We start from the raw sequence: 23,023 nt of genomic DNA on the forward strand, positions 1-23,023 counted from the left end.
CGGGGCCGTGCCGTCCCCGGGCAGAGGTCAGACCCTGGCGCCGTTATCGCCGTCCTGCCGGTGGCGCGGGAGCCTGAAGGCCAGATAACCGGCGGCGGCCACGAAAGCCACGCACAGGGTCAGCCAGACGCCCATCGGCGCCGAACGCCACAGGATGGCCAGAAGCAACAGGGCGATCGGTGCTCCGGCGGCACAGGTCCAGGCCAGCACGGTCAGCGGATTGCCCGAGCCCAGGGCCGGAGGATCCTCCGGGGTCCAATCCTCCTCGGGCTCCTCGAGCAGTTCGTAGTCCCGCGGCCCACCGGCCGGGCGGAGCAGGGGAACCGGCTCGTCGAGGGGATCCGGGGTCGGGCCCGGTGGATCGGCGGCCTCGGCTTCCGGATCGACATCCATCCCGACGTCGTCGAGCCGGCTGACCAGATCCTGCCAGGCGGCCTCGTCGGCGGCCCGGTCCCGGGGGGAGCGGGCGTTGTCATCAGCCATGGGCATGACCTCCCAACGCGTCGAAGAAGGCGAGCGAGCCCTCGAAGATCGCTGCGGCGTCGTAATCAAGGGTCGCCACGTGCAGGCTGCGTTCCAGATACCTCAATTGCAGCCGCGGCACCCCGGAAGGGTGCATGCCGACCAGCTCGCGCCGCAGCAGATCCAACCCCGGTTCGGAGACCACATGGTCCACCACCGAGCGGAAGACGAACACCGGGGCCTGGATCGCTTCCAGATTCTTCCGGGTGGTGCGGATGAGCCGACGCAGCTCGTGCACCGCGGCCACCGGGGTCCGTGGGTAGGCCCCCTCGTCCTGGCCGGGGCGGGCGATGTCGTTGGCGATGGCCGGCACCGAGGGGACGAACCGTTTCAGGATCCCGGCCAGGGCCGCGGTGCGGTCCACCATGCTCAGGGCGGGGTTGACCAGGGCGAGCCCCGCGGGTCGGCGTTCAATGCCCAGATGCAGGGCCAGCGTCCCGCCCATGGACAGTCCGACGACGAAGACCTTGCGGTGGGCGGCGGCCAGGAGATCGAATTCGGCCTCGACGGCCGCCGTCCACGCGGAACGGGGGGTCCGGGCCAGTTCCTGCCAGCTGGTCCCATGCCCGGGCAGCACCGGCAAGGAGACCGTGTAGCCGCCCGCCAGAAGGGCGTCGGCCCAGGGGCGCATGCTGCGCGGGGTGGAGGTGAAACCGTGGATGACCAGGACCGCATCACCGTTGCCGCCGCGGACCCGGAAGCCTTCAGCCGCGTCGGAGGGGGCCGTTGCCGAGAATTCCATAGCGCTCCCAAGCAGGCCGGGGATCGTGCCCCGGGGTGGATATGTGCCTAGAGTAGAGCGTAACCGACATGGGGTCCGTGCGAGGCGGGCGCCCGACGACCTGCCCGGCGGAAGGCTCCCACACGTGTTTTATTGGATCATGAAGCGGCTGCTCATTGCACCGCTGACCAACCTGCTGTTCCGGCCGTGGGTCAAGGGCATGGACAACATCCCTGCCGAAGGTGGCGCGATCCTGGCCAGCAACCATCTCTCGGTCTCCGACTCGATCTTCCTGCCCGTGGCGGTGGACCGTCCGGTCGTCTTCCTGGCCAAAATGGAATATTTCACCGGCAAGGGCATCAAGGGCAAGCTCACTGCCTTGTTCTTCCGCCTCTCCAACCAGCTGCCGATGGATCGTTCCGGGGGTGCCGCCTCGGCGAACTCGCTGGGGGCGGGGGAGCAGGCCCTGCTGGACGGGAACCTGTTGGGCATCTACCCGGAGGGCACCCGCAGCCCCGACGGGCGCCTCTACCGGGGCAAGGTCGGGGTTGCCAAGCTGGCCCTGGCCACCGGCGTCCCGGTCATCCCGGTCGCCATGATCGGCACCGACAAGGTCCAGCCGATCGGCAAGACGGTACCGAACATCCGACGGGTCGGGCTGATCGTGGGCGAACCACTGGATTTCTCCCGCTACGAGGGGATGGAGGACGACCGCTTCGTCCAGCGCTCGGTCACCGACGAGATCATGTACGCCCTGATGCGCCTCTCCGGCCAGGAATACGTCGACTCCTACGCCGCCTCCGTGAAGGCCAGGATCACTGCCGATCGGCTTGCCGAGCGCAAGGCGGCCCGTGAGGCCCTGGCGGAGAACGCCCGCGCCCAGGTCCGGGCCACGGTGGACGCCGCCAAGAAGGAGGTCGAACACATCCGTACCCCCAAGGACGGGGCGGACGGCGATACCACGGAGGAGCCCCCGGCAGCGGAGCAGACCACGGGGACCGGCCAGGCGGACGACGACGATGCTCCCAGCGACACCGGACTACCCGGGGATCCCGGGAAGAACGGCAACTCCAACCCGGCGTGAGCGGTGGTCGGGCGGCAGTACCGTCCTGCCCCGGATGACCGGCCGAAACGAAACTTTACGCCGCGAATAGGGTGCCGGCCCACGACCCGGATACGCTGGGTTGGTGACTGATTCGACCCAGACTTCCGCCCCGTTCCACCAGCCCATCCCCGGGCCCGCTGCCGATCCCGGCCTCGACGCCTGGCGCGAGCTCCCGATTTCACAGCAGCCCACGTGGTCCGGCCCGGAATATACGAAGGCAGTCGACGAGCTGGCCTCCCTGCCGCCGTTGGTCTTCGCCGGAGAAGTGGACATCCTGCGCGAGCGGCTGGCCGCCGCGGCCCAGGGCCATGCCTTCCTGCTGCAAGGGGGCGATTGCGCCGAGACCTTTGCCGGGGCAACCGCCGACCGCATTAGCGCCCGGGTGAAGACGATCCTGCAGATGTCCGTCGTCCTGACCTATGGCGCCTCGATGCCCGTGGTGAAGATGGGGCGCATGGCCGGGCAGTTCGCCAAGCCGCGCTCCTCGGATTCGGAGACCCGCGAGGGGGTCACCTTGCCGGCGTTCCGCGGTGACATCGTCAACGGGTTCGAGTTCACCCCCGAGTCCCGCCGTCATGACCCGGCCCGGATGGTCAAGGCCTACAACACCTCGGCCGCCACGTTGAACCTCATCCGCGCCTTCACCCAGGGCGGATTTGCCGACCTGCGCAGCGTGCATCATTGGAACAAGGGCTTCCGGGCCAACCCGGCCCACAGCCAGTACGAGTCGCTGGCTGCCGAAATCGACCGCGCGGTGCGGTTCATGGACGCCTGCGGTGCAGACTTCGAAGCACTGAAGACCACCGAGTTCTTTGCCAGCCACGAGGCCCTCCTGTTGGATTACGAACGGGCCTTGACCCGCACGGACTCGCGCACGGGCCAGCCCTACGACACCTCCGGGCACTTCCTCTGGATTGGGGAGCGGACGCGGCAGCTCGACAGCGCCCACGTCGATTTCCTTTCCCGGGTGCGCAACCCGTTGGGGGTCAAGTTGGGCCCGAACACGACGCCCGAGGATGCCCTGGCCCTGGTGGAGAAACTGGACCCGAACCGCGAGCCGGGCCGGCTGACGTTCATCACCCGCATGGGGGCGAAGAATATCCGCGAGAAGCTTCCGGACCTCGTGGAGAAGGTCACCGCCTCCGGGGCCCAGGTCCTCTGGGTCACCGACCCGATGCACGGCAACACGGTGACCAGCGAGAACGGCTACAAGACCCGGAAGTTCGATGACGTCATGGACGAGGTGCGGGGCTTCTTCGATGTCCACAACTCGTTGGGCACCTACGCCGGCGGACTGCATGTGGAGATGACCGGTGACGACGTGGCCGAATGCCTCGGCGGTGCCGACCCGATCCGCGCCGACCAGTTCGACGATCTCTACGAATCCGTCTGCGATCCGCGGTTGAACCACCGGCAGTCCCTGGAGATGGCGTTCCTGGTGGCCGGCGCATTGGCCGAGCGCAAGCCGCGCACCGACTGATCGACCTGAAGCGCCACACGACGAAGGCCACGCCCGGGGAAGACCCCGGACGTGGCCTTGTCGTTGGAGGATCGAGCGGGCGGGGTGGCTCAGACGACCCCGAGGGTCACCGTGGACCCTTCGGGGAGTTCGCCGGAGGACGGGTCCTGCGTGGCCACCGTGCCGAAGATGATGCCGAAGCTGCCTTCGTTGATCTCGACCTCGAAGCCGGCGTCTTTGAGGATCTTCTCGGCCTTCTCCAACTGCTTGCCGCGCACCTTGGGCACCTCGACCATCCGCGGTCCCTTGGAAACGGCGAAGGTGACGGTCGTTCCCCGCTTGGCCTTTCCGGAGGAGGGCTCCTGCGAAATGACGATCCCCTTGTCGACCTTCTTGTCGAATTCCTTGCCTGACACCTCCGGTTCCAGGCCCGCGTCCTTCAACGTGGCTTTGGCGTCCTTCTCGGTGCGGCCGGTGACGTCGGGGACCTTGACGGGGGCCCGACCACGGGAGACCACGTAGGAGACCTTGGTCCCCCGGCGCACCTTCGACTCCGGCTTCGGCTTCTGCGAAACGACCTGACCGGCGGCGATCGATTCGTCGTACTCCTTCTTGGCCTTCCCCGGCACGACCTCGGCGTCCTTCAGGGCTTTTTGGGCGGTCGATTCCTCCAGCCCGACCACGTTGGGCACCGCAAAAAGCTCCGGACCTTTGGAGATCAGGAGCTCGACTGACTGGTAGCGGCGGATGGTGGTCCCCGCTTCCGGTTCGGAACCAACCACCAGGCCCTTCTTGATCTCGTCGTCGAAGACCCGGGTCGCACTGGACGAAACGCGGCCCGCCTCCAGGGCCTGCTGGGCGGAGGCAGCCGACTGGCCACTGAGCTGGGGGATCTGCACCGGTGAACCGGGGCCCATCCCGAAGAACCAGGCTGCGGTGGCCACCAGCGCGGTCACCAGGAAAAGTATGATGCCCAGGATCCAACCACGTCGTCGAGACGAGGGGGAAGCAAGGCTCTCCCGGGGTTTCTGTGCTTCACGCGCCCACTGCCGGCGGGAGTTTTTGGCCTCCTTGCGGGTCTGGCGTTCACGGGCCCGCCGGGACAGCATGGCCTGCTTCGACCGGCCGGCTCCGGACGCGGAGTCGAGGGCGGGTTGTTCTCCGGTATCGGTGGAATCGTTGTATCGGGGCAGTGCCTGTGTCGCTCCTGCAGGCGTTGAAATGACGCTGGTGGCGTTGTCTGGGACGCCCAACACCTCGGTTGCCCCATCCGGAAGGCCGGTCTGGCCGATGGCTTCGGTCCGGGCCGTGCCGTCGTCGGCGGCCGGCAGGGACATCAGGGCCCCGACGATCCGGGTGGGTGCGGATCCCGGCCCGGTATCCGGGGCGTCGGAATCGACAACGGGCTGGTCGAGTTCCTCATCGGTGAGCGTCCGTCGGATCTGCCGGATCTCGCCCAGGAGTGCTTCGGCATCCTGGGGCCGGTCCTCGGGTTCCTTGCGGGTGCAGAACTCCACGAGTTCATCGAGGTCGGCAGCAAGGTTCGGCAGGAGGAGCGAAGGGGCCGGCACGTCATTGGAGACATGCTGGTAGGCGATGGCAATGGGAGCTTCGGCCACGAAGGGCTGGCGCCCGGTGAGCATCTCGTACAACATGATGCCCACGGCGTAGATGTCGCTGCGGGCGTCGGCGGGGGCCCCGGTGACGAGTTCGGGGGAGACGTAGGCCACCGTGCCGATGAGGTTGCCGGTGGAGGTCTGGTTGCTCGCGGCGCGGGCCAGCCCGAAGTCGGCGAGTTTGATCTGGCCCGAATTCGACAGCAGGACGTTTTCCGGCTTGATATCGCGATGGACCAGGCCTGCAGCGTGTGCCGCGGCCAGGCCCTCGACGACCGCGTCCAGCAGGGCCAAGGCCTGGCGCGGTGCCATGCGTCCCTGGCTCTTGAGCAGGTCGCGCAGGGTATGGCCGTTGACGAGCTCCATGGCCAGGTAGGCGGTGTGTCCGTCGACGCCGGTATCCAGGACACCGACGATATGCGGATGGGAGAAACCGGCTGCGGTGATCGCCTCGGCACGGAAGCGCTCGACCAGCACCGGGTCCTCGGCCAAGTGTGGATGCAGGATCTTCAGCGCCACGTTGCGTTCGAGGCGGATGTCGGTGGCGAGATAGACCGTGGACATGCCGCCGACGGCCAACCGCTCGACAATGCGATAGCGGCCGTCGATCATCGTGCCCCGGTCGGGACTGGCTCCGTGTTCACTCACCCCACGATGGTAGCCAGAACCCGGCGCCTTTCCGTGGACATCCGCTCGGGGGAGGCGGAATCGTTGGGTGACGCTCAGGTCCTTAAACAGCCGGAGGGAGCGAATCCGTGGATTCGCTCCCTCCGAACGGCTAGAGGTTCTGTCTCGCTATGATGCGCGGCGGGCCCGGGCTGCGCGGCGCTTCAGGGCGCGGCGCTCGTCTTCGCTCATGCCACCCCAAACACCGGCGTCCTGGCCGGATTCGATGGCCCACTGAAGGCAGGTGTCGATGACCGGGCACCGGCGGCAGACGCTCTTGGCCTCTTCGATCTGGAGCAAGGCTGGTCCGGTGTTCCCCACGGGGAAGAACAACTCGGGGTCTTTGTCCAGGCAGGCTGCGCGACTACGCCAATCCATGCTTTTTGATGCTCCTTGGAATAGGTTTCGGGGGACGACCCACCACGGTCAATCCGAAGAGTGGGGCGGTGGCAGCACAAAAGAGAGCACTCACGAATGCTCCCGTTCACCTGCCCCATAAGATTGTCATGTTACTTGTGTGTAAACAAGGGTTGGACCGCAACCAATCGTTTCATGACACTGAGGCTTTTCTCACCCCAGCAAGGCCTTGCGGGGCAGGCGTTCCCATGTCAAGGCCCGCTCCGGGGGTGCCCTGGGGACACCGTCTGGTTGGGCCTGCCCAGCTCGTCGAGTAGATTCGGGGGGTGAGTTCCCCGAGTTCCCCCTCCCACCCTCCCCACGATCCGGCAGCCGTCCGTCGGCGCCCGCCATCGATCGTCGTGGTGGCGATGTTGTTGTTGCTCGAGGCCGTCGCTGCACTGGGCGCGGCTGCTTGGTACGCCACGTCGCTGGGTGAACCCGGACCCTTGTCGATGGGTGGGCGCATCTTCATGCTCGTTCTGATTCTCGGGGCGGCAGCATGGCAGGCCAACGTCGGGGTCCAGGTGTTCAAGGGGAATGCCTGGACACGCGCGGCCGCCGTGGTCTGGCAGGTCTTCCAGGTCATCTTTGCTGTTTCGTTCCTCGGGAGCGGGGGGTGGAGCCTGGTGCTGGGCCTGACGCTGCTGATCCCGGCGGCAGCGATCATCCTGCTGATTTTTGATCCGAAGGCCACTGCATTCTTCGGAGACCGCACACCACAAAACTAGGCGTCGGCACCATCCGCGACGGCACATTGGATCTGGGTCAGCCTTCCCTGGCGCAGCACGACGGCCCGCCCCGGCAGTGCCAGTTGATGTGGCCGGAGCCTCCATCCGGGGAAGTCCCCGTCACTGGCTTGCCGGGGGTTGAGCAGAAGAAACGCAGCCGGTGGCAGCATTCGTGCCACCGGGGGGAGCCGAGCGAGCCCGACCCGTTCGGGTGAGGCCGACATGACGACATGGGTGCCTGAGCGGATCAGGGAATCCAGATGAGCCAGGTCGGCGTCGGTGAGTGCCAGAACGTCATCGAGGAACAACAAGTCCGGTGGGTCAGTGGCCGGGCCCAAGGACCAGCGGATATCGAGGCCGGACCCCAGCTGGCCGGCCATCATGCGCAGGACGTTCGATTTTCCTGTTCCCGGGCCGCCCAGGACGAGACCAACGCGGCCGGGTTCCCAGATCCACGGCCGGTGTTCCGGCGCCATGAGCCCGATCTGATATCGGCCCGGGTGGCGGTCGATGCGCGGCAGCTGGTCTGTGCCGACCCGTGAAGGCAGGGGATGACACGAGCGAAGCGGCAGATTGGTCGGCGGGCCCTGGGCCTGGACGGTCGATGGCGCCGGTGTACAGAGTTGGACGACGACCCCCCGCTCAGGGGTAAGGGGGGACGTATATACGGCGCGCCCCGGGTATGGACCGGTGTTCTTGAGTCGTGGCCAGCCCATCAAGGTTTCTTCGCCCAGGCCAAAACGGAGGTACAGCCGATGGTCTGCCAAAGCGTGGAACCGGGAGGAGGTCAGATCACGATCCCCGGTGACGATGAGACACGTGTTTTCCCGCTCCGTCGTACGGGCCAGGGCCGCGAGCCGGTCATCGAGGGAAGCGAAGTCCGAAACCCCCAGCACCGTGGCCCATGCCGCGAGTCCGCTGACGAGCAGGACCCGAGTTGCTGTCGGTTGGTCTGCGGCATCCGGCGGTGCATCAAAGACGTCCAGGAGTTCATGGACACGTTCCGGTTCCCCGGCAGTGACGTAACCGGCGACACGTGGGTTCCCGGAACCGGGGCCGAAGTGTCCTGCCCCGTCCAACACGTAGATGTGGCGCTCCGGTTCCCCCTGAGCGAGGGTGTTGAGTAGTCCGAGGAGCGAAGCGGCAGCGGAACTTCCTGGACCGGCGATGACTGCTAGGCGTCTTTGGGATTCAGGAATCCACCACAGCGGCAGCAGACGCTGATGCTCGATGTCGTCGATCAGGCCGAGCGCGATGGCCCCCTCGGGCCGTTGCGTACGGAGCCGTCGCGGTATGAAATGGAGTTCGACAGGGAGCGGTGCAGCGAACGTCGCGACCGGGGACGGCGGCTCCTGGACATCCGAGGTCCTTCGTTCCAGAAGCCCTGCAGGGGAAGAATCCGCGGGCTGTGGTCGGTGGATCGTCGTGATGGGACGGCAGTCCTGGAACCCTGGGCCTGTTTCCCACACCTTCCAGACCGGTGCGTCGTCGCCGACGGGCAGGGACCGAAAAGGCATGGGCGGATCACCGGCTCGACGCATGAAGCCGAGCCCCGGGCTGGACGCAGGGAGTTCGGCGGCCGCCGAAGTGCCAAGGAGCTCGCTCGAATCCAGTGGGCTGAGCAGACGAAGGGCGATGACCGTGTTGATGTTGGCGCGCATGGACGCCGTGACGACTCCCTGCGGGCGTTGGGTGGCGAGCAGCAGATGCACACCCAGGGACCGCCCCACTGTTGCGATGCGCATGAGTTCAGGAACGGCGTCGGGCAGTTCGTCGCTGAGGACACGAAACTCGTCGACGATGACCACGAGGCGCGGAAGTGGTCCGGACACCGAATCGGCAAGGGCCCGATAGCGGGCGTAGTCTTCTGCCTTTGCCTCCTTGAAGAGTGATTCCCTGCGCTGTAGTTCAACTCGTAGTCCGCCGAGGACCCGTTCTCCGGATTCGGCATTGAGATCAGTCACCAGGGTTTGGCAATGTGGTGTTTCTGCGTAGGGCCCCAGCGTGGCTCCACCTTTGAAATCCAGCAGGAGCAGCGACAACTGATCCGGACCGTAGCGGCAGACCAGATCCAGGGTCATGGCCTTGAGGAGTTCGGACTTTCCCGAGCCGGTGGTTCCCGTGACGAGGACGTGGGGACCATCGCAGACGAAGTCCAAGGACACGGCAGTCCCCTCACAGACACCAAATCGACTCAGGAGTGATTCTGCCGAGGAGGCCTGCCAGACGGGGGTGTGCCCTGCCGAACCTCCGCGAGGTGTATCGAGTTCGTCGTCGCGTGCGGCTGCCCCCGCAGCAGGAAACTCCAGCTCTTGTTGGGATGACCTGCAGGCCGTGGAGAAAGTCGCGGAGGAGATGCCGTCCACCGCGACCAGAACCTCGTCGTCGCCGTGGCTCAACGTGGACGTGGTGAGGTCGAGACTCCAGTCGGCCGTGGCCTCGGATATTGGAGTGGTGAGGATCAGGGCCGGCGGCTGGCGGTCCCCGTCGATACCGCGGATCGCCGCAGCGATGCGGTCTCCACCGAGGGTCCCTGGCGTGACCAGCAGGACCGAGGAAGGGTGCAGGGCGGGTATGAGCAGCAAGGCTTCATCCGCGTCGTTGCACACGCGCAGGCACGGCATGAGCCGTACTTCCATTGGGAGGGTATCGGTCCCGCCGATGATCATCAGGGTCGAAGCCGCAAGAGAACAGGCTTGGGAAAGCTGGATGACGGCCGAGCGGATGAGCGGGCCGAGGCCCGGTTCTGGTCCCGACAGGAGCCCCAATTTACCTGAAGAAATCGTGATGATGACGGGAGCGTTGACGGAAGGCACCTGGGGACCTCGGTCGGAAGGTGGCTGGAGGATGAGTGGTGGGACCACGCGTCCTGACCCAAGACGCAGGGGGTGGGAGACAGCTGCTGGCTGCCGTGCTTTGAGCGAGGCGCTGCCCCTTCTCGTGTTTTGGAGAACCTGGAGTCCGACTGGTGGGACCAGGTGTTCCATGTCCTGGATCAATTCCGTCGAGATGCCGTGGATACGTCGACGCAAATGACGACGTGAATTGAGCTCGATGGTCGCCGGGACCCCGCCGGTGACGAGGCCGAAAGCGCTGAAAGCCAAAAAGAACCATGAACCCAGGGTCAGCGCCAGAACGATACCGATGAGGAGGGGGAGGGCCGCTGTAGTCATCATCAGCCACGGCCTGCTGCCGGAAGCGGGGCGTGATAGTTGCGTCGGAGGTGGCGGCCATGGAGCCGGACGATCATAGGGGGACCGCGCATGGCCATCGACCCGGACGGAGTGAATGCGGAAGGTGGTGTTCCCCAGGGAGAACTCGTCGTCGGCGCCGAGGAACTGTTTCCTTGGTTTTGAGACACCGCGTCCGGTTGATCGTGGACCAGTGGTTTCCACAAGTGCAATGGAGGTCTTGTCGACGATGATGTCGGCATGGTGGCGGGAAAGCCCGGGATCGGAAGTAGCCAGGTCGCAGTCACCGCGTCCGATGGAGTATCTCCCGCGGGTCAGGAGCAGACGGGGACCACAATCCGGTCCTTTGATGGCAACCAGCCATATTTCGGAGGGCGTAGGCGGAGGTGAAAATGGTCGGCTGAACGGTGTGAGGGTCACCATCCCCTCGGTGGGGAGCTGTTCCACCTGATCCAGCTGTCCGCCACCGGCCAGACGGAGTCGCGCGTAGCCCAGATCGGTCAGGACACTTCCCAGCTCGGCCCCCGATAGACCTTCGGGGCCGGTGACTTCGAAACTCGTTGTCCGGGCAGCGTCGAACGGGCCCCAGGGCTGTCGGACGACGGCGACGTGAAGTGTCATGTGAAAGCGCCTTTCGCTCAATGATCCCCGGCTCCAGGTCACGTTAGCCCGGATTCACAAGCGCAATATTTATTAGCGAAATATTGTGGATAACATGCACAAGGATTTTCCACACATGGGCCTAATCCCTTGTTTGATGCATGCGGTGTGGGTAACGTCACAAGAGTTGTCCCAGCGGAGGACACCACGGGTATCAAGTCCTGTGCCCAGAACTTTGCACGGGAGATGCAGGTGGACGGACAACGCACCATCGAGGACGAGGCACGCGAGCGTGTTCGGCGCCGGGGACTGGACCCTTCCGAACATGTCGCCGAGATCCGTCGGATCGTGGACATGGCAGTGCGTGACTACGATGAACGATCCTTATTGGAAGGGCTGCCACGACTCGGGGACCTGGAGGAAGCAGGCAGATCGGTCTTCGACGCCATCGCGGGCTTCGGGCCGTTGCAGCCGCTATTGGATGACCCGGAGGTCGAGGAGATCTGGATCAACTCTCCTTCGGAGGTTTTTGCTGCGCGGGGCGGCAGTTCTGAATTGACCTCGATTCGGTTGGACGACGGGCATGTGCGGATCCTGGTGGAACGCATGTTGAAGACGTCGGGCCGCCGCCTGGACCTATCCACACCCTTTGTCGATGCCGCGCTGCCGGATGGGTCGCGTCTGCACGTGGTCATCCCGGATATCACCAGAAAACACTGGTCGGTCAACATCAGGAAATTCATTGCCAGGGCATCTCGCCTTGATCATCTGGTTGAGCTGGGATCGCTCAGCCGACAGGCCGCTGACTATTTGCACTCCGCTGTTGGGGCTGGACTCAATGTGCTGGTCTCCGGGGCCACACAGGCAGGAAAAACTACGCTGCTGAATTGCCTGGCTTCGGGGATCGGTAGCCGCGAGCGAGTCATCACGGTGGAGGAGATCTTTGAACTCAAGATTCCACTGCGCGATGTAGTGGCCATGCAGTGCCGCCAGTCGAACTTGGAAGGTCACGGCCAAATCGACATGCGCCGCATCGTCAAGGAGGCTCTGCGCATGCGGCCGGACAGGATCATTGTCGGAGAAGTCCGCGAAGCAGAAGCGTTGGACATGCTGATCGCGATGAACTCGGGACTTCCGGGGATGGCTAGCGTTCACGCCAACTCCGCCCGGGACGCCGTCACGAAAATCTGTACGCTGCCCCTGCTGGCCGGAGAAAACATCAACTCCAATTTCGTGCTGCCGACCGTTGCCTCCTGCATCGACCTGGTGGTGCACTGCGAGCGGAGTGCTGCGGGGCATCGCAGGGTTTCCGAGATCATCAAGCTAGGTCGCAGGGTCGAAAACGGCATCATCGAGTCCTCGACGACGTTCAAACGGACCGACGGCGAACTACGGATGGCTCCGTCGGCGGATCTGGCCCACGACAAGTTCGACAACGCTGGAATCGACCCGACCTTGCTCTTGGGGGTCGGACAATGACTTTGGTCTGGGGGCTGGTCTTGGGCCTGGGACTCCTATTGGTTTGGCAGGCATGCTGGAGCGAACCAGCGAAGCCGGCGAAACCACGGAAGCGCCGAATCCAGGCGCTGCTGTTGCGTGCCGGACTGGATAAGGTCAGTGTCGCTGGCTTCATGTCTGCCATGCTGCTCTGTTTCGTCATCGTCGCCGTGATCGTCTTTGTTGTGACGTTGTCGCCGCTGATCGCTCCCATATTCGGAGCTTTTGGCGCACTCGTCCCGATGTTGGTCGTCCGCTGGCGTGCAGCCAAGCGAGCAATGGTGCTCCGGGAGCAATGGCCGGATGTGGTCGACCATCTTCGGTCGGCCATCCGGGCCGGTCTGTCGTTGCCGGAGGCGCTGATGCAATTGGGGGTTCAAGGCCCCGAGCAACTCCGGCCGGCCTTTACGGAATTCGGGCTCGACTACCGGGCAACGTCGCATTTTGTTGATGCGATGGAGCGACTACGGTACCGACTGGCAGATCCCGTCGCCGACAAGATCGTTGCGGCCCTGATGATCACCCGCGAGGTCGGTGGCTCGGATCTGGGAGAGATGCTGGGGACTTTGGGCGGGTTCCTCCGCGATAGTGCCCGCACCCGTGGCGAGCTCGAAGCTCGACAGTCATGGACGGTGAACGCGGCGCGCCTGGCCGTCGCTGCTCCCTGGGTGATCCTGCTACTCATGGCGTCCCAGCCACAAGCGGTCAAAGCATATTCAACGGTCGGAGGCGCCGTCGTACTTTTGGGCGGGCTGTTCATTTCCTTCTTGTGCTACAGGATCATGCTGGGTATTGGGACATTGCCCTCCGAGGAAAGAATCCTCAAATGACGGGCTCAATTGCCTGGTCCCTGGCGTTGGGGCTGCTGCTGGGCTCAGGACTCTGGTTGTGTTTTGTGAGACTTCCCGCCCTGCGTCGGGTGAAGTTCTCAGATCGCATTTCCGGGCAATTGCGCCCGGCCGCGAATCCTTCCGGGACCCGCCCCGGTCAAGTTGCTGCGGAAACGCCACTGGGTCCGCTGGTCAAGATCCTCTGGCCGGTCCTGAAGGATCTTGTCACCATGTTGAACCGTTTCAATCCGGCTGGGGGAGGAATTCAACGGCGGCTCCAACGGGCAGGACTGGTGGCGAGCGTTACCGAATACCGGATATCGCAATTGACTTATGCAGGTGCCGGACTTCTGCTGGGAAGCATTTTCGTTGTCGCATCGGCGGCGAGGGGGAACTTCAACGGGGTCCTGGCAATCACGGTGCTGTTGATCGCGGGGGTAGCGGGATTTGCGTTCCGAGAATGGCATCTCACGGAGCTGGGGACCCGACGGAGCCGGAGGATTCTGGGGCAATTTCCGAGCATTGCCGAACTCATCGCCTTGGCCGTGGGGGCGGGGGAGAGCACAGTGGGGGCCATCGAGCGTATCTGCAGCACTGCCGAAGGCGATTTACCGGACGAATTCAAGGCCCTATTGGCGGATGTTCGATCCGGAACGCCCATGACAACGGCGTTCCAACGGCTGGCCAGAAGACTTGATCTCAACGCAATGACCCGATTTTCCGACGCAATCACGGTCGCAGCAGAGCGCGGGACGCCATTGGCAGAAGTGTTGCGGGCCCAAGCCCAAGATGTCCGGGACGCAGCCAAAAGAGAGTTGATGGAGACTGCCGGGCGTAAGGAAATCAGCATGATGATCCCAGTCAAGTTGTGGGTAGAATGTTTCCCATGTTGGCCGGAATTTATGCGCGCATCTCGCGCGACGCAGACGACACACGCCTCGGTGTAGAGCGCCAGATTGCCGATTGCCGTGAGCTGGCCGAGCGCAAGGAGTGGGAGGTGGCAGAAACGTTCGTGGACAACGATGTTAGTGCCTCGCGCTCCAAGGTTCGCCCCGAGTATCAGCGGATGATGCAGGCTGTGGAGGATGGACGAATTCAGGCCATTGTGGTCTGGGACGTGGACCGTCTGACGCGGAAACCTCGGGAGCTGGAGGACGTGATCGACCTGACTGCGCGCTCTGGGGTAGAGCTTGCCAGCGTTGGCGGTGAGATTGATCTTGCCACGCCACAGGGGAAGATGACGGCGGGGATCAAAGGCATGGTGGCGCGCCATGAGTCGGAGCAGCAGGCGCGGCGCATTCGACGGAAGTTCGAGCAAAAGGCGGCCGCCGGGGAGCCGCATTCTCATGTGCCCTATGGGTATTTGCGGGTCCAACGGGACGGCGCGCCGTGGGAGGTGCCGGACCCTGAGGCCGGCCCGGTGGTCCAGGAGATGGTTTCGCGGTTCATTCGCGGTGATTGGCTGCACACTATCGCCAGAGACTTTAACGTTCGCGGGGTTCGGGCCCCGCGTGGTGGAGATTGGAACAACACGTTGGTCCGGCAGATCGTCCGCCGGCCCATCAATGCCGGGTTCCGGGTGTTCCGGGGTGAGGTGGCCGGACGTGCTAACTGTGACCCGTTGATTTCAGGGGATGAGCACGAGCAGGTGTTGGCGATCCTGGCGGACCCGGTGCGGAAAGCAAATTACAAGGGCCGGGAGCCCCGGTCCCTCTTGACCGGCATTGCTGGCTGCGGTCTTTGTGGCGGAAAGATGCGGAAGGTGCCAGGCGCGATCAAGGCCGGGAAGAAACAGCCGGCGGCGTATTCTTGCCGGGACTGCCATCGCGTTCGGCGCAAGCTCGAATCAGTGGATGACCTGGTCACCGTTCTGGTTCTGGGACGGCTGCTGATGCCGGACTTGGCGGCGGCTATGGCTGGCGACAACTCCGATCAGATCGAAAAGTTCCGGGCGCAAGTCGTGGGCCTGGAAGCGCGCTTGGAGTTGGCCGCCGATGAGTTCGCGGACGGTGGCATGACGGGGGACCAGCTGCGGCGAGTTAACGCGAAAATTCTCCCACAGCTCGAAGAGTTGCGCCGGCGGCTGGCATCACTTCGTCCAGTCACGGCTGTTCTGGACTTGGCCGGCGAGGATGCGGCGGAGCGCTGGGCGGCCGCGACTCTGGATATTCGACGGAGCGTGGTCGAGGACCTGATGGAGATTACTATTTTGCCTACCGGGTCGGGGATTCGGTTTAGCCCCGAGCACATCAAGATCGAGTGGAAGGTGCCGGCGGCATGAGTTGGGACGAATCGGCAGGCTGGCCTGAGGAGTCGGAATGGATCGAGCCTGATACCGCTGACGTGCTGAATCGCAGCGCCTGGGTGGGTCCTGAGTTGGTGCGGATGGTGGAAGGATATTTGCCACAACGGAGGGATGGGTTCACGCAACAGGCCCGGGCAACTGTGCATGGCCGGGACACTGGCGCACGGTTCGATCTTCGGGTTGTTGACTCGAAGACGCTCGAGGTCCGTGCGAACCGGTGGGGCGTTGTGAGCGTCCCGCACATTCCGGAAGGTGCGCCGGGGAACAGTATGGGGATGACATGGCAACTCCACGGGCCGGGCGGGCTGGCGTTTCCCCAACTGTGGACAGTTGGAGAAATAGCGGCCTCGATCGTTGTGGCGTCGGTGAAATGGGAACAATCGGGTAGGCCTGGGCCGTTGCGGTTTGAATGGGGCAGAAGGCCGAGTATTTGACCGTAGCCCTGATGGTCAAGGTAATGTCGTGTTGTCTCCCGGCGACACATGGACCGGCCAAGCACTGAGGCCCAATTGGGCAGGCGCAACTAAAGCTCTCGGTGACGTTTGCACCCTTTGAGGTGCCGTCATTCGGGAGCTATTTTTATGTCCAATACCGACGTTCTTCGGGCCCGGTCCGTCCTCGGAAATGCCACGCGCAAGGGCAGCGCGGACGAAATCTCAGGGGCCCGCCGCGATTTAGCGGCTGCCAAACTCGCTGCCTACGTGGAGGCGACGCTCGCGGCCGCGCCGCCGCTGTCACCTGAGCAGGCCGCGCGCATTGCCTCTAAGCTCCAGCCGGCTTCCGGCGGTGGTGCCAAGTGAGGGCGGGCAAGAGAACGGCCCCCGTCAAAGACGAGGGCCGTCACCTCGGAAAACACACACCAGAGGACTTGTCGACCATACCTCAGCCCGGCCCCGAGCTGGTGCCAGCAGGTGGTGATGCCGCGTGACGGACGCGCGTTTTCCTGACCGGTGGCTGAATGACCGGCGAATTATGCGGCTGAGCCCCGAAGTGTTCCGGGCGTTCGTGCTGTCCCTGTCGTGGGCCGTGTCGAATCGGACCGATGGGCGGGTCGAAGTTGCGGACCTGGACATGGTGCCCGGGTGCTCGCTGGACTCGGCGGCCGCCCTGGTGAACGCCGGTCTCTGGACCCCGGCTGACGACGGGACGGGGTGGCAGATCGTGGACTTCCTGAACACTCAAACCTCCCGGGACAAACTCGAAGGGCTGGAGCTGCGGAAACGCCAGGACGCGGACCGTTCGAAGTCCTACCGTCAACGGAAGAAAGCCGGGGAACACGTGACGGAATCACGTGATGATCACGTGACGGGAACACGTGACGACATAGGAAAGGCTAGGCCAGGCCAGGACAGGCTTCTGACTACACACACGAGCACACGCGAGGAGGTGCCGGCGTCCAGTAGTGGCTGTGTGGTTCCTGGTTGTCCGACTCCCATCACTGAATACGCCCGGCGGGAGTATGGCGGCTGGTATTGCGCGCCGCATGGTGAGGAGCCGGCGGGGGGTGTTCCTCGTGGTTGAGGTTGAGCGGGACCCTACGGACCTTGGATTGTCGCCGGCTACCTCGGCCCCCGACCATCCCCGGCCGGCTCCGGTGCATCCGGCGGCCTGTGTGGGCGGTTGGCTCGGTGAGGACTCGGAGGGCCGGCCGGTGCCGTGCCTGACGTGTCGGCCTCATCTGCGGGAGGTGGTCCGGTGAAGTGGTGCCCAGGGTGTCGAGAGCTGAAGCCGGTCGAGGGGTTCCACCTGAACCGGCTGCGGGCCGATGGGCTCGCTACGTGGTGCCGGGTCTGTGTCCTGGACTACTCGGCGGAGTATCGGGAACGGCCCGGGCACCGGGAGCGGGCTCGGGCGTATGCGGCGGAATGGCGAAAACGACGGAAGGACAACGGATGAGCTGGGAACGACGGAAACGAGAAGCGGCGCGGCCGATGAATCAGCGGAAGGTCCATCTGCGGCGGAAGGTCTGGTTGGACGGTGAGGGCCGGATTCCTGGCTTGGTGGCCGGCGTTGGGGCCACTCGGGCGTTCCTGACGCCGGCGGCCGCGTTGGAGCTGGCGGACCGGTTGGTCGATATGGCGGAGGCCGTCGAGCAGGAGCACGGGACTGTGGCCGGGGCGTCTGAGTCGCTGCAAGCGTCCACGAGCGCCACGGACGCGGCTTGATAGGTCCCCGGCTGGGTGATTGGCCCACTGAACTTTAGAACGGCCCGGAGACGGGCGCACAGCAATTCAAGGGAGAACAAGAGATGAGCAACACGAACGAGACACGCCACGAGCTGGCACCACTGAGCGGCGACGCGGCGGCAATGGTCCGGGCGTTCGAGGCCGATGATGGGGCCGCCGTCTCTGCCGTCGTCGCCGGCCTATCGTCGGACGAGCGTGACGGGCTGGTCCTGGCGCTGGCGGCGCTGGTGCCGATGAGCTGGCGGGCCGCGTACCGGGCCGGCTTGGAGTTCGGCGCGGAGCATGGGCCGGCGGACCTGGACGGGCAGGACCGGGCGGAGGTCGCCGGGATGGTTCACGCGGAGCTGGTCGGGTACCTCGGCGCGGTGATTGGACAGTCACGCCGGTCGAGTTAGGGTTGTGGCAGCGCGAAAGTTCCGCTAGTTGCGATGGCAAGAACCAGGACCCCACGGGGCAAGTTCGAGGACCTGAGTCAACGGCCGGACGTAGTAGTGACAGGCCGTACCGGTCGCCGTTTCGGCGTCATAGGTGCCACCGAATCTTCAGCCCTGCCCAGGGTTCCGTCGCCCCGCTTTCATTTGGGGCCGCGTAGAACCGGCCGGGCCACTATCAATCATCTTTTGCCGGCCCCTGGTCGTGGTCTATCCACACCCGGGGACAACGGCACAGAATCAGGAGAAACACCATGAGCAAGTCCGTAGAACTGAAGCAGAAGGCCGCTGAGGCGGCCGCCAATGCCCGTGAGATTGCGGAGAAGGGCGAGGCCGGCGGCCGGTCCCTGTCAGCTGAGGACCGGGCGAAGTTCGAAGCGGAATTGAAGTCCGCTCGGGACTACCTGGGCAAGTACGAGCAGGCCAAGTCTGACGAGGGCATTCTGGCCCAGGCCAAGGCCCTGGCTGCTGAGGTTGGCGGGCCGGTCGGTTCCAAGTCGTCCGCCGGCCCGGTGGGTCGGAAGGCGTGGGGCCAGTCCGCGCTGAAGTCGGTGCGTGAGTCGATGGGCCGTGCCGATGGGTCCAAGGCCCTCGTGTCCGGGTCCGTTTCCCTGGCTAACCCGGTCTCCCAGGGCGTGACGCCGCTGGGTGCCGCGCCGACCACGGTGCTGGACCTGCTGCGCGGTGAGTCGGCCGCCGGCATGGCCGGCGCGGACTACGGGCGTGAGCTGGCCGGCTACGCGCCGCGCTACGAAAACGAGGGGCAGCTCGAGGCGTCCGTGTTTGGCGGCGACGGCGGCGGAGGCAATACCTACACCTACCTGCGCCAGACCGTCCGCGATTCCAAGGCCGCCCCGGTGGCCGATGGGGCACAGAAGCCCACCTCGGTGTACTCGTTCGAGGAAGTCGAGGGCCGCTACAAGGTGGTCGCTCATATCTCGGAGCCGGTGCCGCTGCGGTACTTCCACGACGACAAGGCCCTCGGGGACTTCCTGGCGAATGAAATGGGCTACGGGCTCGCCGTCGCCACTGAGGGGCAGGCGTTGACCGGTGACGGGCTCGGGGAGAACTTCACCGGCGTTCTGGAGACGGAGGGCATTCTGTCCCAGGCGTGGGCCGTGGACCTGCTGACCACTCTGCGCAAGGCTGTGACCGCGCTGCAGGTGTCCGGCGTTGACCCCTCGGCCCTGGTGCTGCATCCGGCGGACGCTGAGCGTCTGGACCTGCTGCGTGAAGGTGAGGGCACCGGGAAGTACCTGATCGGTGACCCGGCCGCTGACGCCGCCCAGGCGCTGTGGCGCGTGCCTCGCGTGCCCTCGGTCGCCGTGCCTGTCGGCACCGCTGTCATGGGCGACTGGGACGGCGCGGAGCTGACCACGCGGCAGGAGGCCACGCTGCACGTGGACACCGGCGGGGCCCTGTTCGATAAGAACCAGGCCCGCTTCCGCGTGGAGACTCGGGCCGACGTTGCCGTGAAGCGTCCCGGCGCGTTCGTCAAGGTGGACGTGGCGGAGCCGGCGGCCTAACAGACCGGCGCGGCCGGGCCGGCTTCCTCCGTTCTCTGGCCCGGTCGTGCCACCACTTCAGCGGCCGGCGACTGCTTCCCCCTTCCGGGTCCAGTCGCCGGCCGTTGTCGTGTGTCCGGGCACAGTGCCGGCCCTCGGTGCCGTTGCTGGTCCGTTGCCGGCCTCTCCTGGCTGGTGCCGGCCCGCCCTGGAGAATCAGGCTGCCCTGTCTCTCCCCGTGGGGGAGGGGGCGTCTCAATCCCTGGAGACCCCCAGGGACCCGAATAGTCGCCGGCAAGTGTCCCTCTCCCCGTGAGGGTGCCGGCCGGGTCGCGTGTGCGCGTGCGCGCGAAGAGCACTTGTCAATAAGGCTTAGACAGACCACGGAGAACGGCCGTGGTCCATCCTGGTATTGTCTGTCTACGCAATGAGTCGCTACTCAGGCTCGTTCTACGATTCGCTCGGTCCAGCGCTTCTGATCGATGAAGCCACAACGTCTGTAAGTGGCTCACCGATCGCGGCTTTGTAGTTGAAGCCAACGAGCTGCAGTACCGTTAGCAGCTCGGGCGAAAGTAGCGTCTTGACGGCCTCGAGCATTTTTTTCGTCTCGTCCTCGTCGTCGCCTTCAGAACCTTCGTCGAGGGTGAAGAACAACTCTTCGGCTTTTGGAATCACTTGTTCCGTGATGTAAGAGATTTCCTCTTCAGTGATTCGCTGAGAAGTCAGCTCCTCTTTGAAGCTTTGGGCAATCGCTACGAGTTGCGAACGTTCGTCTAGTAGCTCGTTGATGATCTCTGACAATTCGTTGAACTGTGCGTCTCTGTCTTTATTTGCTTTGACTGTTTGGATACGGGTCGTGATTCTTGCGGCCGTGCCTTTGGCGACGAGTGATCCTAGCTGAGTGATCAAAGACGTGAGAATAGGTTCCATGAAATTGTCCAATGCGGGATAGGTGAAGGGTGGATTTCAAACTCTACGCACCACTCCCGTGTCTTCGCTCACTGGACGCGGTCGCCGGGGTGAACGGTGCGGAACTTGTGGTGGTCCTCGGTGGAAACGGTGACCGTGGCGAGCCGGTGGTCGTCCGATTTGGCGCGGGCGGTGATTTCAGTGGCGAGCCAACGCATACGCGCGCGGTGCCAGTCGTTACCCTTCAGCTCAACTAGGAGCGTTCCGGGGTTGGTTTCGTACCAGCCGTCGATTTTCTGGTGGGGGGTTCCGTCTGAGAACTGGGACTCGTCCGTGCGTTCGTAGGATTCCAAAAACTGGTCGCGGATATCCATTGCCCAAGTATTCGATTCCTTGGCTTCGAGGTTGAGCCCCGAGTTTTGTTCGATGGCTGACAAAGCCTCGCTCGGGCTGCTGGCGGCTGGTGAGCTGCTGGCCGGGGCGCTGGTGGAGCTGCTGGCGCTGCTGCTGGTGGCCGGCGCGGCCGTCTCGGTGGGGCTGGCGCTGCATCCTGCGAGCGCGGCGACGATGGGAAGGGCGACGAGTGCTGTGCGGTTCACGGTGTTGCCTTTCGTGCGGGTGAATCTGTGTGTGTGGGCTGACTTGCAGCCGGCGATCACTTGGGCCGGACAATGGAGAAAGCTGAAGAGGACCACCGGCCCTTCCGGTCGGTCGCGGTGATTTTGAGGACTTCGGGAAAGTCGGCTCCGATACTGTCCAGCATTTTGTCAGCGATTCCGTATAAGTCCGCCTCGGGATTGGCGCTTATGCCGATATGGTCGTCCACGGTTAGCAGGATGGTCCCGCGTTCGATGCTCTCCACTTCCTGAATCATGTTGCACGGAGTGTCAAGTCCTTCGATGCTGCCCACGCCTTGGTTGCTGAGCCAACGATTCAACGCGGCCTCGGCTACGGCCTGGTCCATGCCGGGCTCGTCTGGTGGGGTATAGGTGGCCTGTGCCCCGACTGGTTCCGGCGTGGCCGTCTCTGTGGAGGGCGCGGGGCTGGTGCTGCATCCGGTGAGCGTGAGCGCGGCGATAATGGGCAGGGCGGCGAGTGCTGTGCGGTTCATGGTTTGGCCTTTCGTGCGAGTGAAACGGTATCCAGTGTAGGGGCAGACCCTGAGCTGACTGGGGGAGTAGCGGAGTGGGGGTGGGGCCTGAGGCCCTAACTGAACCCCTGCGGGGTGCTGGCTTTGCAAGGTCCCCCACACCACAACAAGCACCCCGAACCCCGGCAACCATCATTCGGAGTAGCACCTCTGGCCCGCCCTCTAAAAGAGGACGAGCTGGGGTGGACCTGATCGCGTGGCCTTTGCGACCAGTGCCCCGGCGGTACGGGGCCAAACGTTGCTATATCTAAACCGCGCCGCCTCTGGTTATGCGCTAGGGCGGCAGGAACGCGCTGGGAGATACCCAGAGCCGGTCACGGGGGCGGCTGTCCAAGGAGGGGAAGTCCCCGCCACCGTGACCGGGTCAAGGCATCCCACACGAGGGTGGGGTGCCGTTGCCGGCTACATTTGCCCGGTGATGAGGCTCGGGGCCGCTGCTGCGGTGAACAGTGCGAGCGTGACGAGGGTGGGCAGGACGGCGTCGACTGTGCGCTTCACTTGGTGGCCGCCTTGACTTGTGCGAGCAGGGACGCGAGGGCGTCGAGGTGGGTCACGTCGAGGACGAGCGGGTCGCCGCCTCGGTAGTTGAGTGTGACGAGCTGGCCGCCTGGGTGGATTGAGGCGTGGAGGGTGTCGGCCGGGCCGGTGGTTGGCTGGTCGAGGTGCTGCCAGCCTGTTGCGGCCGGCGCGGTGTTGGTATGGTTAGGCATTGCAGGCGCTCCTTATAAGCGGTTGCCATTCCCCGGACGGTTCCAGCCGTGCCGGGGCTTTTCTTATGTCTAAACACTCTTACCCAAATGGAGACCCCCGTTGTCTTCGGCATGCTCCCGCTCACCATCGTCTTCGCCGTCTATCCGGGTCTCTCGCTGATCGACATGAACCTCTGAATGCCGAATGGGGTCTTATCCGCGGCATCCAGCCATCTAGCAGGAAGGCACAACACAATGAAGTACGCATGGAGCCAAGCCAGGGCACTCGGATTGACGGCGACGTTGATCTGCATGGCCAGGGTCCAAGGCCTCGGCTCGCGGTTTCGCGATGACGAACGGGGAGATGTACCTGGGTGGGTCATGATCACGCTGATGTCTGCGGTGCTGGTGGCGGCGCTGCTCGCCGTCGCGGGCCCGCGATTGAGCGATCTGTTCAACCAGGCCATCAACCGGGTATCCGGTCTCGGCTAGGAGGAGCCAGGACGAGATAGCC

General features: G+C 64.5%; 20 protein-coding genes and 1 pseudogene. 11 read left to right on the plus strand and 10 right to left on the minus strand.

All coding sequences use genetic code 11. The features are described 5' to 3' along the window. Nucleotides 1-27: 27 nt before the first annotated feature. Together ACT3UE_RS09065 and ACT3UE_RS09070 are read right to left on the minus strand one after the other, a co-directional pair. A complete protein-coding gene (locus ACT3UE_RS09065) occupies nt 28-483 on the minus strand; it encodes a hypothetical protein (RefSeq protein ID WP_444555113.1) in 456 nt (151 codons plus the stop codon). Beyond that, nucleotides 476-1,264 carry an alpha/beta hydrolase gene (locus tag ACT3UE_RS09070; RefSeq protein WP_444555112.1) on the minus strand — a complete coding sequence of 263 codons (789 nt, stop codon included), beginning with the start codon at nt 1,262-1,264 and terminating at the stop codon, nt 476-478. Before ACT3UE_RS09070 ends, ACT3UE_RS09065 begins: the two co-directional genes overlap by 8 nt. A gap of 124 nt (nt 1,265-1,388) precedes the next feature. On the opposite strand from ACT3UE_RS09070, the gene ACT3UE_RS09075 reads away from it, so the two are divergent. Both ACT3UE_RS09075 and ACT3UE_RS09080 read left to right on the plus strand, forming a co-directional pair. Further along, nucleotides 1,389-2,327, plus strand: a complete 939-nt coding sequence (locus ACT3UE_RS09075; protein WP_444555111.1) for a lysophospholipid acyltransferase family protein — start codon at nt 1,389-1,391, stop codon at nt 2,325-2,327. A gap of 103 nt (nt 2,328-2,430) precedes the next feature. After that, entirely contained in the window at nt 2,431-3,828 is a 1,398-nt protein-coding gene (locus ACT3UE_RS09080) for a class II 3-deoxy-7-phosphoheptulonate synthase (RefSeq protein WP_444555110.1), read from the plus strand. Nucleotides 3,829-3,917: 89 nt separating this feature from the next. Here ACT3UE_RS09080 and ACT3UE_RS09085 read toward each other — a convergent pair whose 3' ends face one another. Then, nucleotides 3,918-6,071 carry a PASTA domain-containing protein gene (locus tag ACT3UE_RS09085; protein WP_444555109.1) on the minus strand — a complete coding sequence of 718 codons (2,154 nt, stop codon included), beginning with the start codon at nt 6,069-6,071 and terminating at the stop codon, nt 3,918-3,920. A gap of 147 nt (nt 6,072-6,218) precedes the next feature. Then, nucleotides 6,219-6,467: a WhiB family transcriptional regulator gene (locus tag ACT3UE_RS09090; protein WP_086994524.1), complete on the minus strand. Its 249-nt coding sequence runs from the start codon at nt 6,465-6,467 to the stop codon at nt 6,219-6,221. Nucleotides 6,468-6,772: 305 nt separating this feature from the next. Here ACT3UE_RS09090 and ACT3UE_RS09095 point away from each other — a divergent pair, with 305 nt between their 5' ends. After that, nucleotides 6,773-7,216, plus strand: a complete 444-nt coding sequence (locus tag ACT3UE_RS09095; protein ID WP_444555108.1) for a hypothetical protein — start codon at nt 6,773-6,775, stop codon at nt 7,214-7,216. Here the strand turns inward: ACT3UE_RS09095 and ACT3UE_RS09100 are convergent. Beyond that, complete coding sequence (locus tag ACT3UE_RS09100) at nt 7,213-10,392, minus strand: FtsK/SpoIIIE domain-containing protein (protein ID WP_444555149.1); 3,180 nt, start codon at nt 10,390-10,392, stop codon at nt 7,213-7,215. The two genes, ACT3UE_RS09095 and ACT3UE_RS09100, sit on opposite strands and share 4 nt — an antisense overlap. A gap of 168 nt (nt 10,393-10,560) precedes the next feature. Then, nucleotides 10,561-11,028, minus strand: a pseudogene (locus ACT3UE_RS09105) (FHA domain-containing protein); the annotation flags it as partial. A gap of 231 nt (nt 11,029-11,259) precedes the next feature. Here ACT3UE_RS09105 and ACT3UE_RS09110 point away from each other — a divergent pair. From ACT3UE_RS09110 to ACT3UE_RS09140, 7 genes are all read left to right on the plus strand, one after another. Then, a complete protein-coding gene (locus ACT3UE_RS09110; protein ID WP_444555107.1) occupies nt 11,260-12,486 on the plus strand; it encodes a CpaF family protein in 1,227 nt (408 codons plus the stop codon). Beyond that, nucleotides 12,483-13,334 (plus strand): type II secretion system F family protein, encoded by an 852-nt coding sequence (locus tag ACT3UE_RS09115; protein WP_444566593.1) that lies wholly within the window; start codon nt 12,483-12,485, stop codon nt 13,332-13,334. Before ACT3UE_RS09110 ends, ACT3UE_RS09115 begins: the two co-directional genes overlap by 4 nt. Continuing rightward, entirely contained in the window at nt 13,331-14,281 is a 951-nt protein-coding gene (locus ACT3UE_RS09120; protein WP_444566594.1) for a type II secretion system F family protein, read from the plus strand. Before ACT3UE_RS09115 ends, ACT3UE_RS09120 begins: the two co-directional genes overlap by 4 nt. Then, complete coding sequence (locus ACT3UE_RS09125) at nt 14,221-15,615, plus strand: recombinase family protein (RefSeq protein ID WP_444566595.1); 1,395 nt, start codon at nt 14,221-14,223, stop codon at nt 15,613-15,615. The genes ACT3UE_RS09120 and ACT3UE_RS09125 overlap by 61 nt, the downstream gene beginning before the upstream one ends. A gap of 605 nt (nt 15,616-16,220) precedes the next feature. After that, entirely contained in the window at nt 16,221-16,439 is a 219-nt protein-coding gene (locus ACT3UE_RS09130; RefSeq protein ID WP_444566596.1) for a hypothetical protein, read from the plus strand. A 1,448-nt stretch (nt 16,440-17,887) separates the two neighbouring features. Then, complete coding sequence (locus ACT3UE_RS09135) at nt 17,888-18,220, plus strand: hypothetical protein (RefSeq protein WP_444566597.1); 333 nt, start codon at nt 17,888-17,890, stop codon at nt 18,218-18,220. Nucleotides 18,221-18,510: 290 nt separating this feature from the next. Next, entirely contained in the window at nt 18,511-19,782 is a 1,272-nt protein-coding gene (locus ACT3UE_RS09140) for a phage major capsid protein (protein ID WP_444566598.1), read from the plus strand. A gap of 429 nt (nt 19,783-20,211) precedes the next feature. Here ACT3UE_RS09140 and ACT3UE_RS09145 read toward each other — a convergent pair whose 3' ends face one another. The 4 genes from ACT3UE_RS09145 to ACT3UE_RS09160 all read right to left on the minus strand — a co-directional run bounded on the left by ACT3UE_RS09145 (nt 20,212) and on the right by ACT3UE_RS09160 (nt 22,530). Continuing rightward, nucleotides 20,212-20,691: a hypothetical protein gene (locus tag ACT3UE_RS09145; RefSeq protein ID WP_444566599.1), complete on the minus strand. Its 480-nt coding sequence runs from the start codon at nt 20,689-20,691 to the stop codon at nt 20,212-20,214. A gap of 68 nt (nt 20,692-20,759) precedes the next feature. Continuing rightward, a complete protein-coding gene (locus tag ACT3UE_RS09150; RefSeq protein ID WP_444566600.1) occupies nt 20,760-21,269 on the minus strand; it encodes a hypothetical protein in 510 nt (169 codons plus the stop codon). Between the two features lie 56 nt (nt 21,270-21,325). After that, nucleotides 21,326-21,781 carry a hypothetical protein gene (locus ACT3UE_RS09155; RefSeq protein WP_444566601.1) on the minus strand — a complete coding sequence of 152 codons (456 nt, stop codon included), beginning with the start codon at nt 21,779-21,781 and terminating at the stop codon, nt 21,326-21,328. A gap of 533 nt (nt 21,782-22,314) precedes the next feature. Further along, nucleotides 22,315-22,530 (minus strand): hypothetical protein, encoded by a 216-nt coding sequence (locus ACT3UE_RS09160; RefSeq protein ID WP_444566602.1) that lies wholly within the window; start codon nt 22,528-22,530, stop codon nt 22,315-22,317. A 291-nt stretch (nt 22,531-22,821) separates the two neighbouring features. Here ACT3UE_RS09160 and ACT3UE_RS09165 point away from each other — a divergent pair, with 291 nt between their 5' ends. Beyond that, entirely contained in the window at nt 22,822-23,001 is a 180-nt protein-coding gene (locus ACT3UE_RS09165) for a hypothetical protein (protein WP_444555148.1), read from the plus strand. Nucleotides 23,002-23,023 lie beyond the last annotated feature (22 nt).

It is taken from the genome of Arthrobacter sp. 179 (assembly GCF_052379645.1).
Classification (GTDB): Bacteria; Actinomycetota; Actinomycetes; order Actinomycetales; family Micrococcaceae; genus Arthrobacter_H.

Excerpts from the sequence above, each read along its gene's own strand:
- ACT3UE_RS09090 (WP_086994524.1), bottom strand. The coding sequence starts at position 6,467 with ATGGATTGGCGTAGTCGCGCAGCCTGCCTGGACAAAGACCCCGAGTTG.
- ACT3UE_RS09140 (WP_444566598.1), top strand. The coding sequence starts at position 18,511 with ATGAGCAAGTCCGTAGAACTGAAGCAGAAGGCCGCTGAGGCGGCCGCC.
- ACT3UE_RS09115 (WP_444566593.1), top strand. The coding sequence starts at position 12,483 with ATGACTTTGGTCTGGGGGCTGGTCTTGGGCCTGGGACTCCTATTGGTT.
- ACT3UE_RS09145 (WP_444566599.1), bottom strand. The coding sequence starts at position 20,691 with ATGGAACCTATTCTCACGTCTTTGATCACTCAGCTAGGATCACTCGTC.
- ACT3UE_RS09165 (WP_444555148.1), top strand. The coding sequence starts at position 22,822 with ATGGCCAGGGTCCAAGGCCTCGGCTCGCGGTTTCGCGATGACGAACGG.
- ACT3UE_RS09070 (WP_444555112.1), bottom strand. The coding sequence starts at position 1,264 with ATGGAATTCTCGGCAACGGCCCCCTCCGACGCGGCTGAAGGCTTCCGG.
- ACT3UE_RS09135 (WP_444566597.1), top strand. The coding sequence starts at position 17,888 with ATGAGCAACACGAACGAGACACGCCACGAGCTGGCACCACTGAGCGGC.
- ACT3UE_RS09160 (WP_444566602.1), bottom strand. The coding sequence starts at position 22,530 with ATGCCTAACCATACCAACACCGCGCCGGCCGCAACAGGCTGGCAGCAC.
- ACT3UE_RS09120 (WP_444566594.1), top strand. The coding sequence starts at position 13,331 with ATGACGGGCTCAATTGCCTGGTCCCTGGCGTTGGGGCTGCTGCTGGGC.
- ACT3UE_RS09100 (WP_444555149.1), bottom strand. The coding sequence starts at position 10,392 with ATGATGACTACAGCGGCCCTCCCCCTCCTCATCGGTATCGTTCTGGCG.
- ACT3UE_RS09155 (WP_444566601.1), bottom strand. The coding sequence starts at position 21,781 with ATGAACCGCACAGCACTCGCCGCCCTGCCCATTATCGCCGCGCTCACG.
- ACT3UE_RS09130 (WP_444566596.1), top strand. The coding sequence starts at position 16,221 with ATGTCCAATACCGACGTTCTTCGGGCCCGGTCCGTCCTCGGAAATGCC.
- ACT3UE_RS09125 (WP_444566595.1), top strand. The coding sequence starts at position 14,221 with ATGTTGGCCGGAATTTATGCGCGCATCTCGCGCGACGCAGACGACACA.
- ACT3UE_RS09065 (WP_444555113.1), bottom strand. The coding sequence starts at position 483 with ATGGCTGATGACAACGCCCGCTCCCCCCGGGACCGGGCCGCCGACGAG.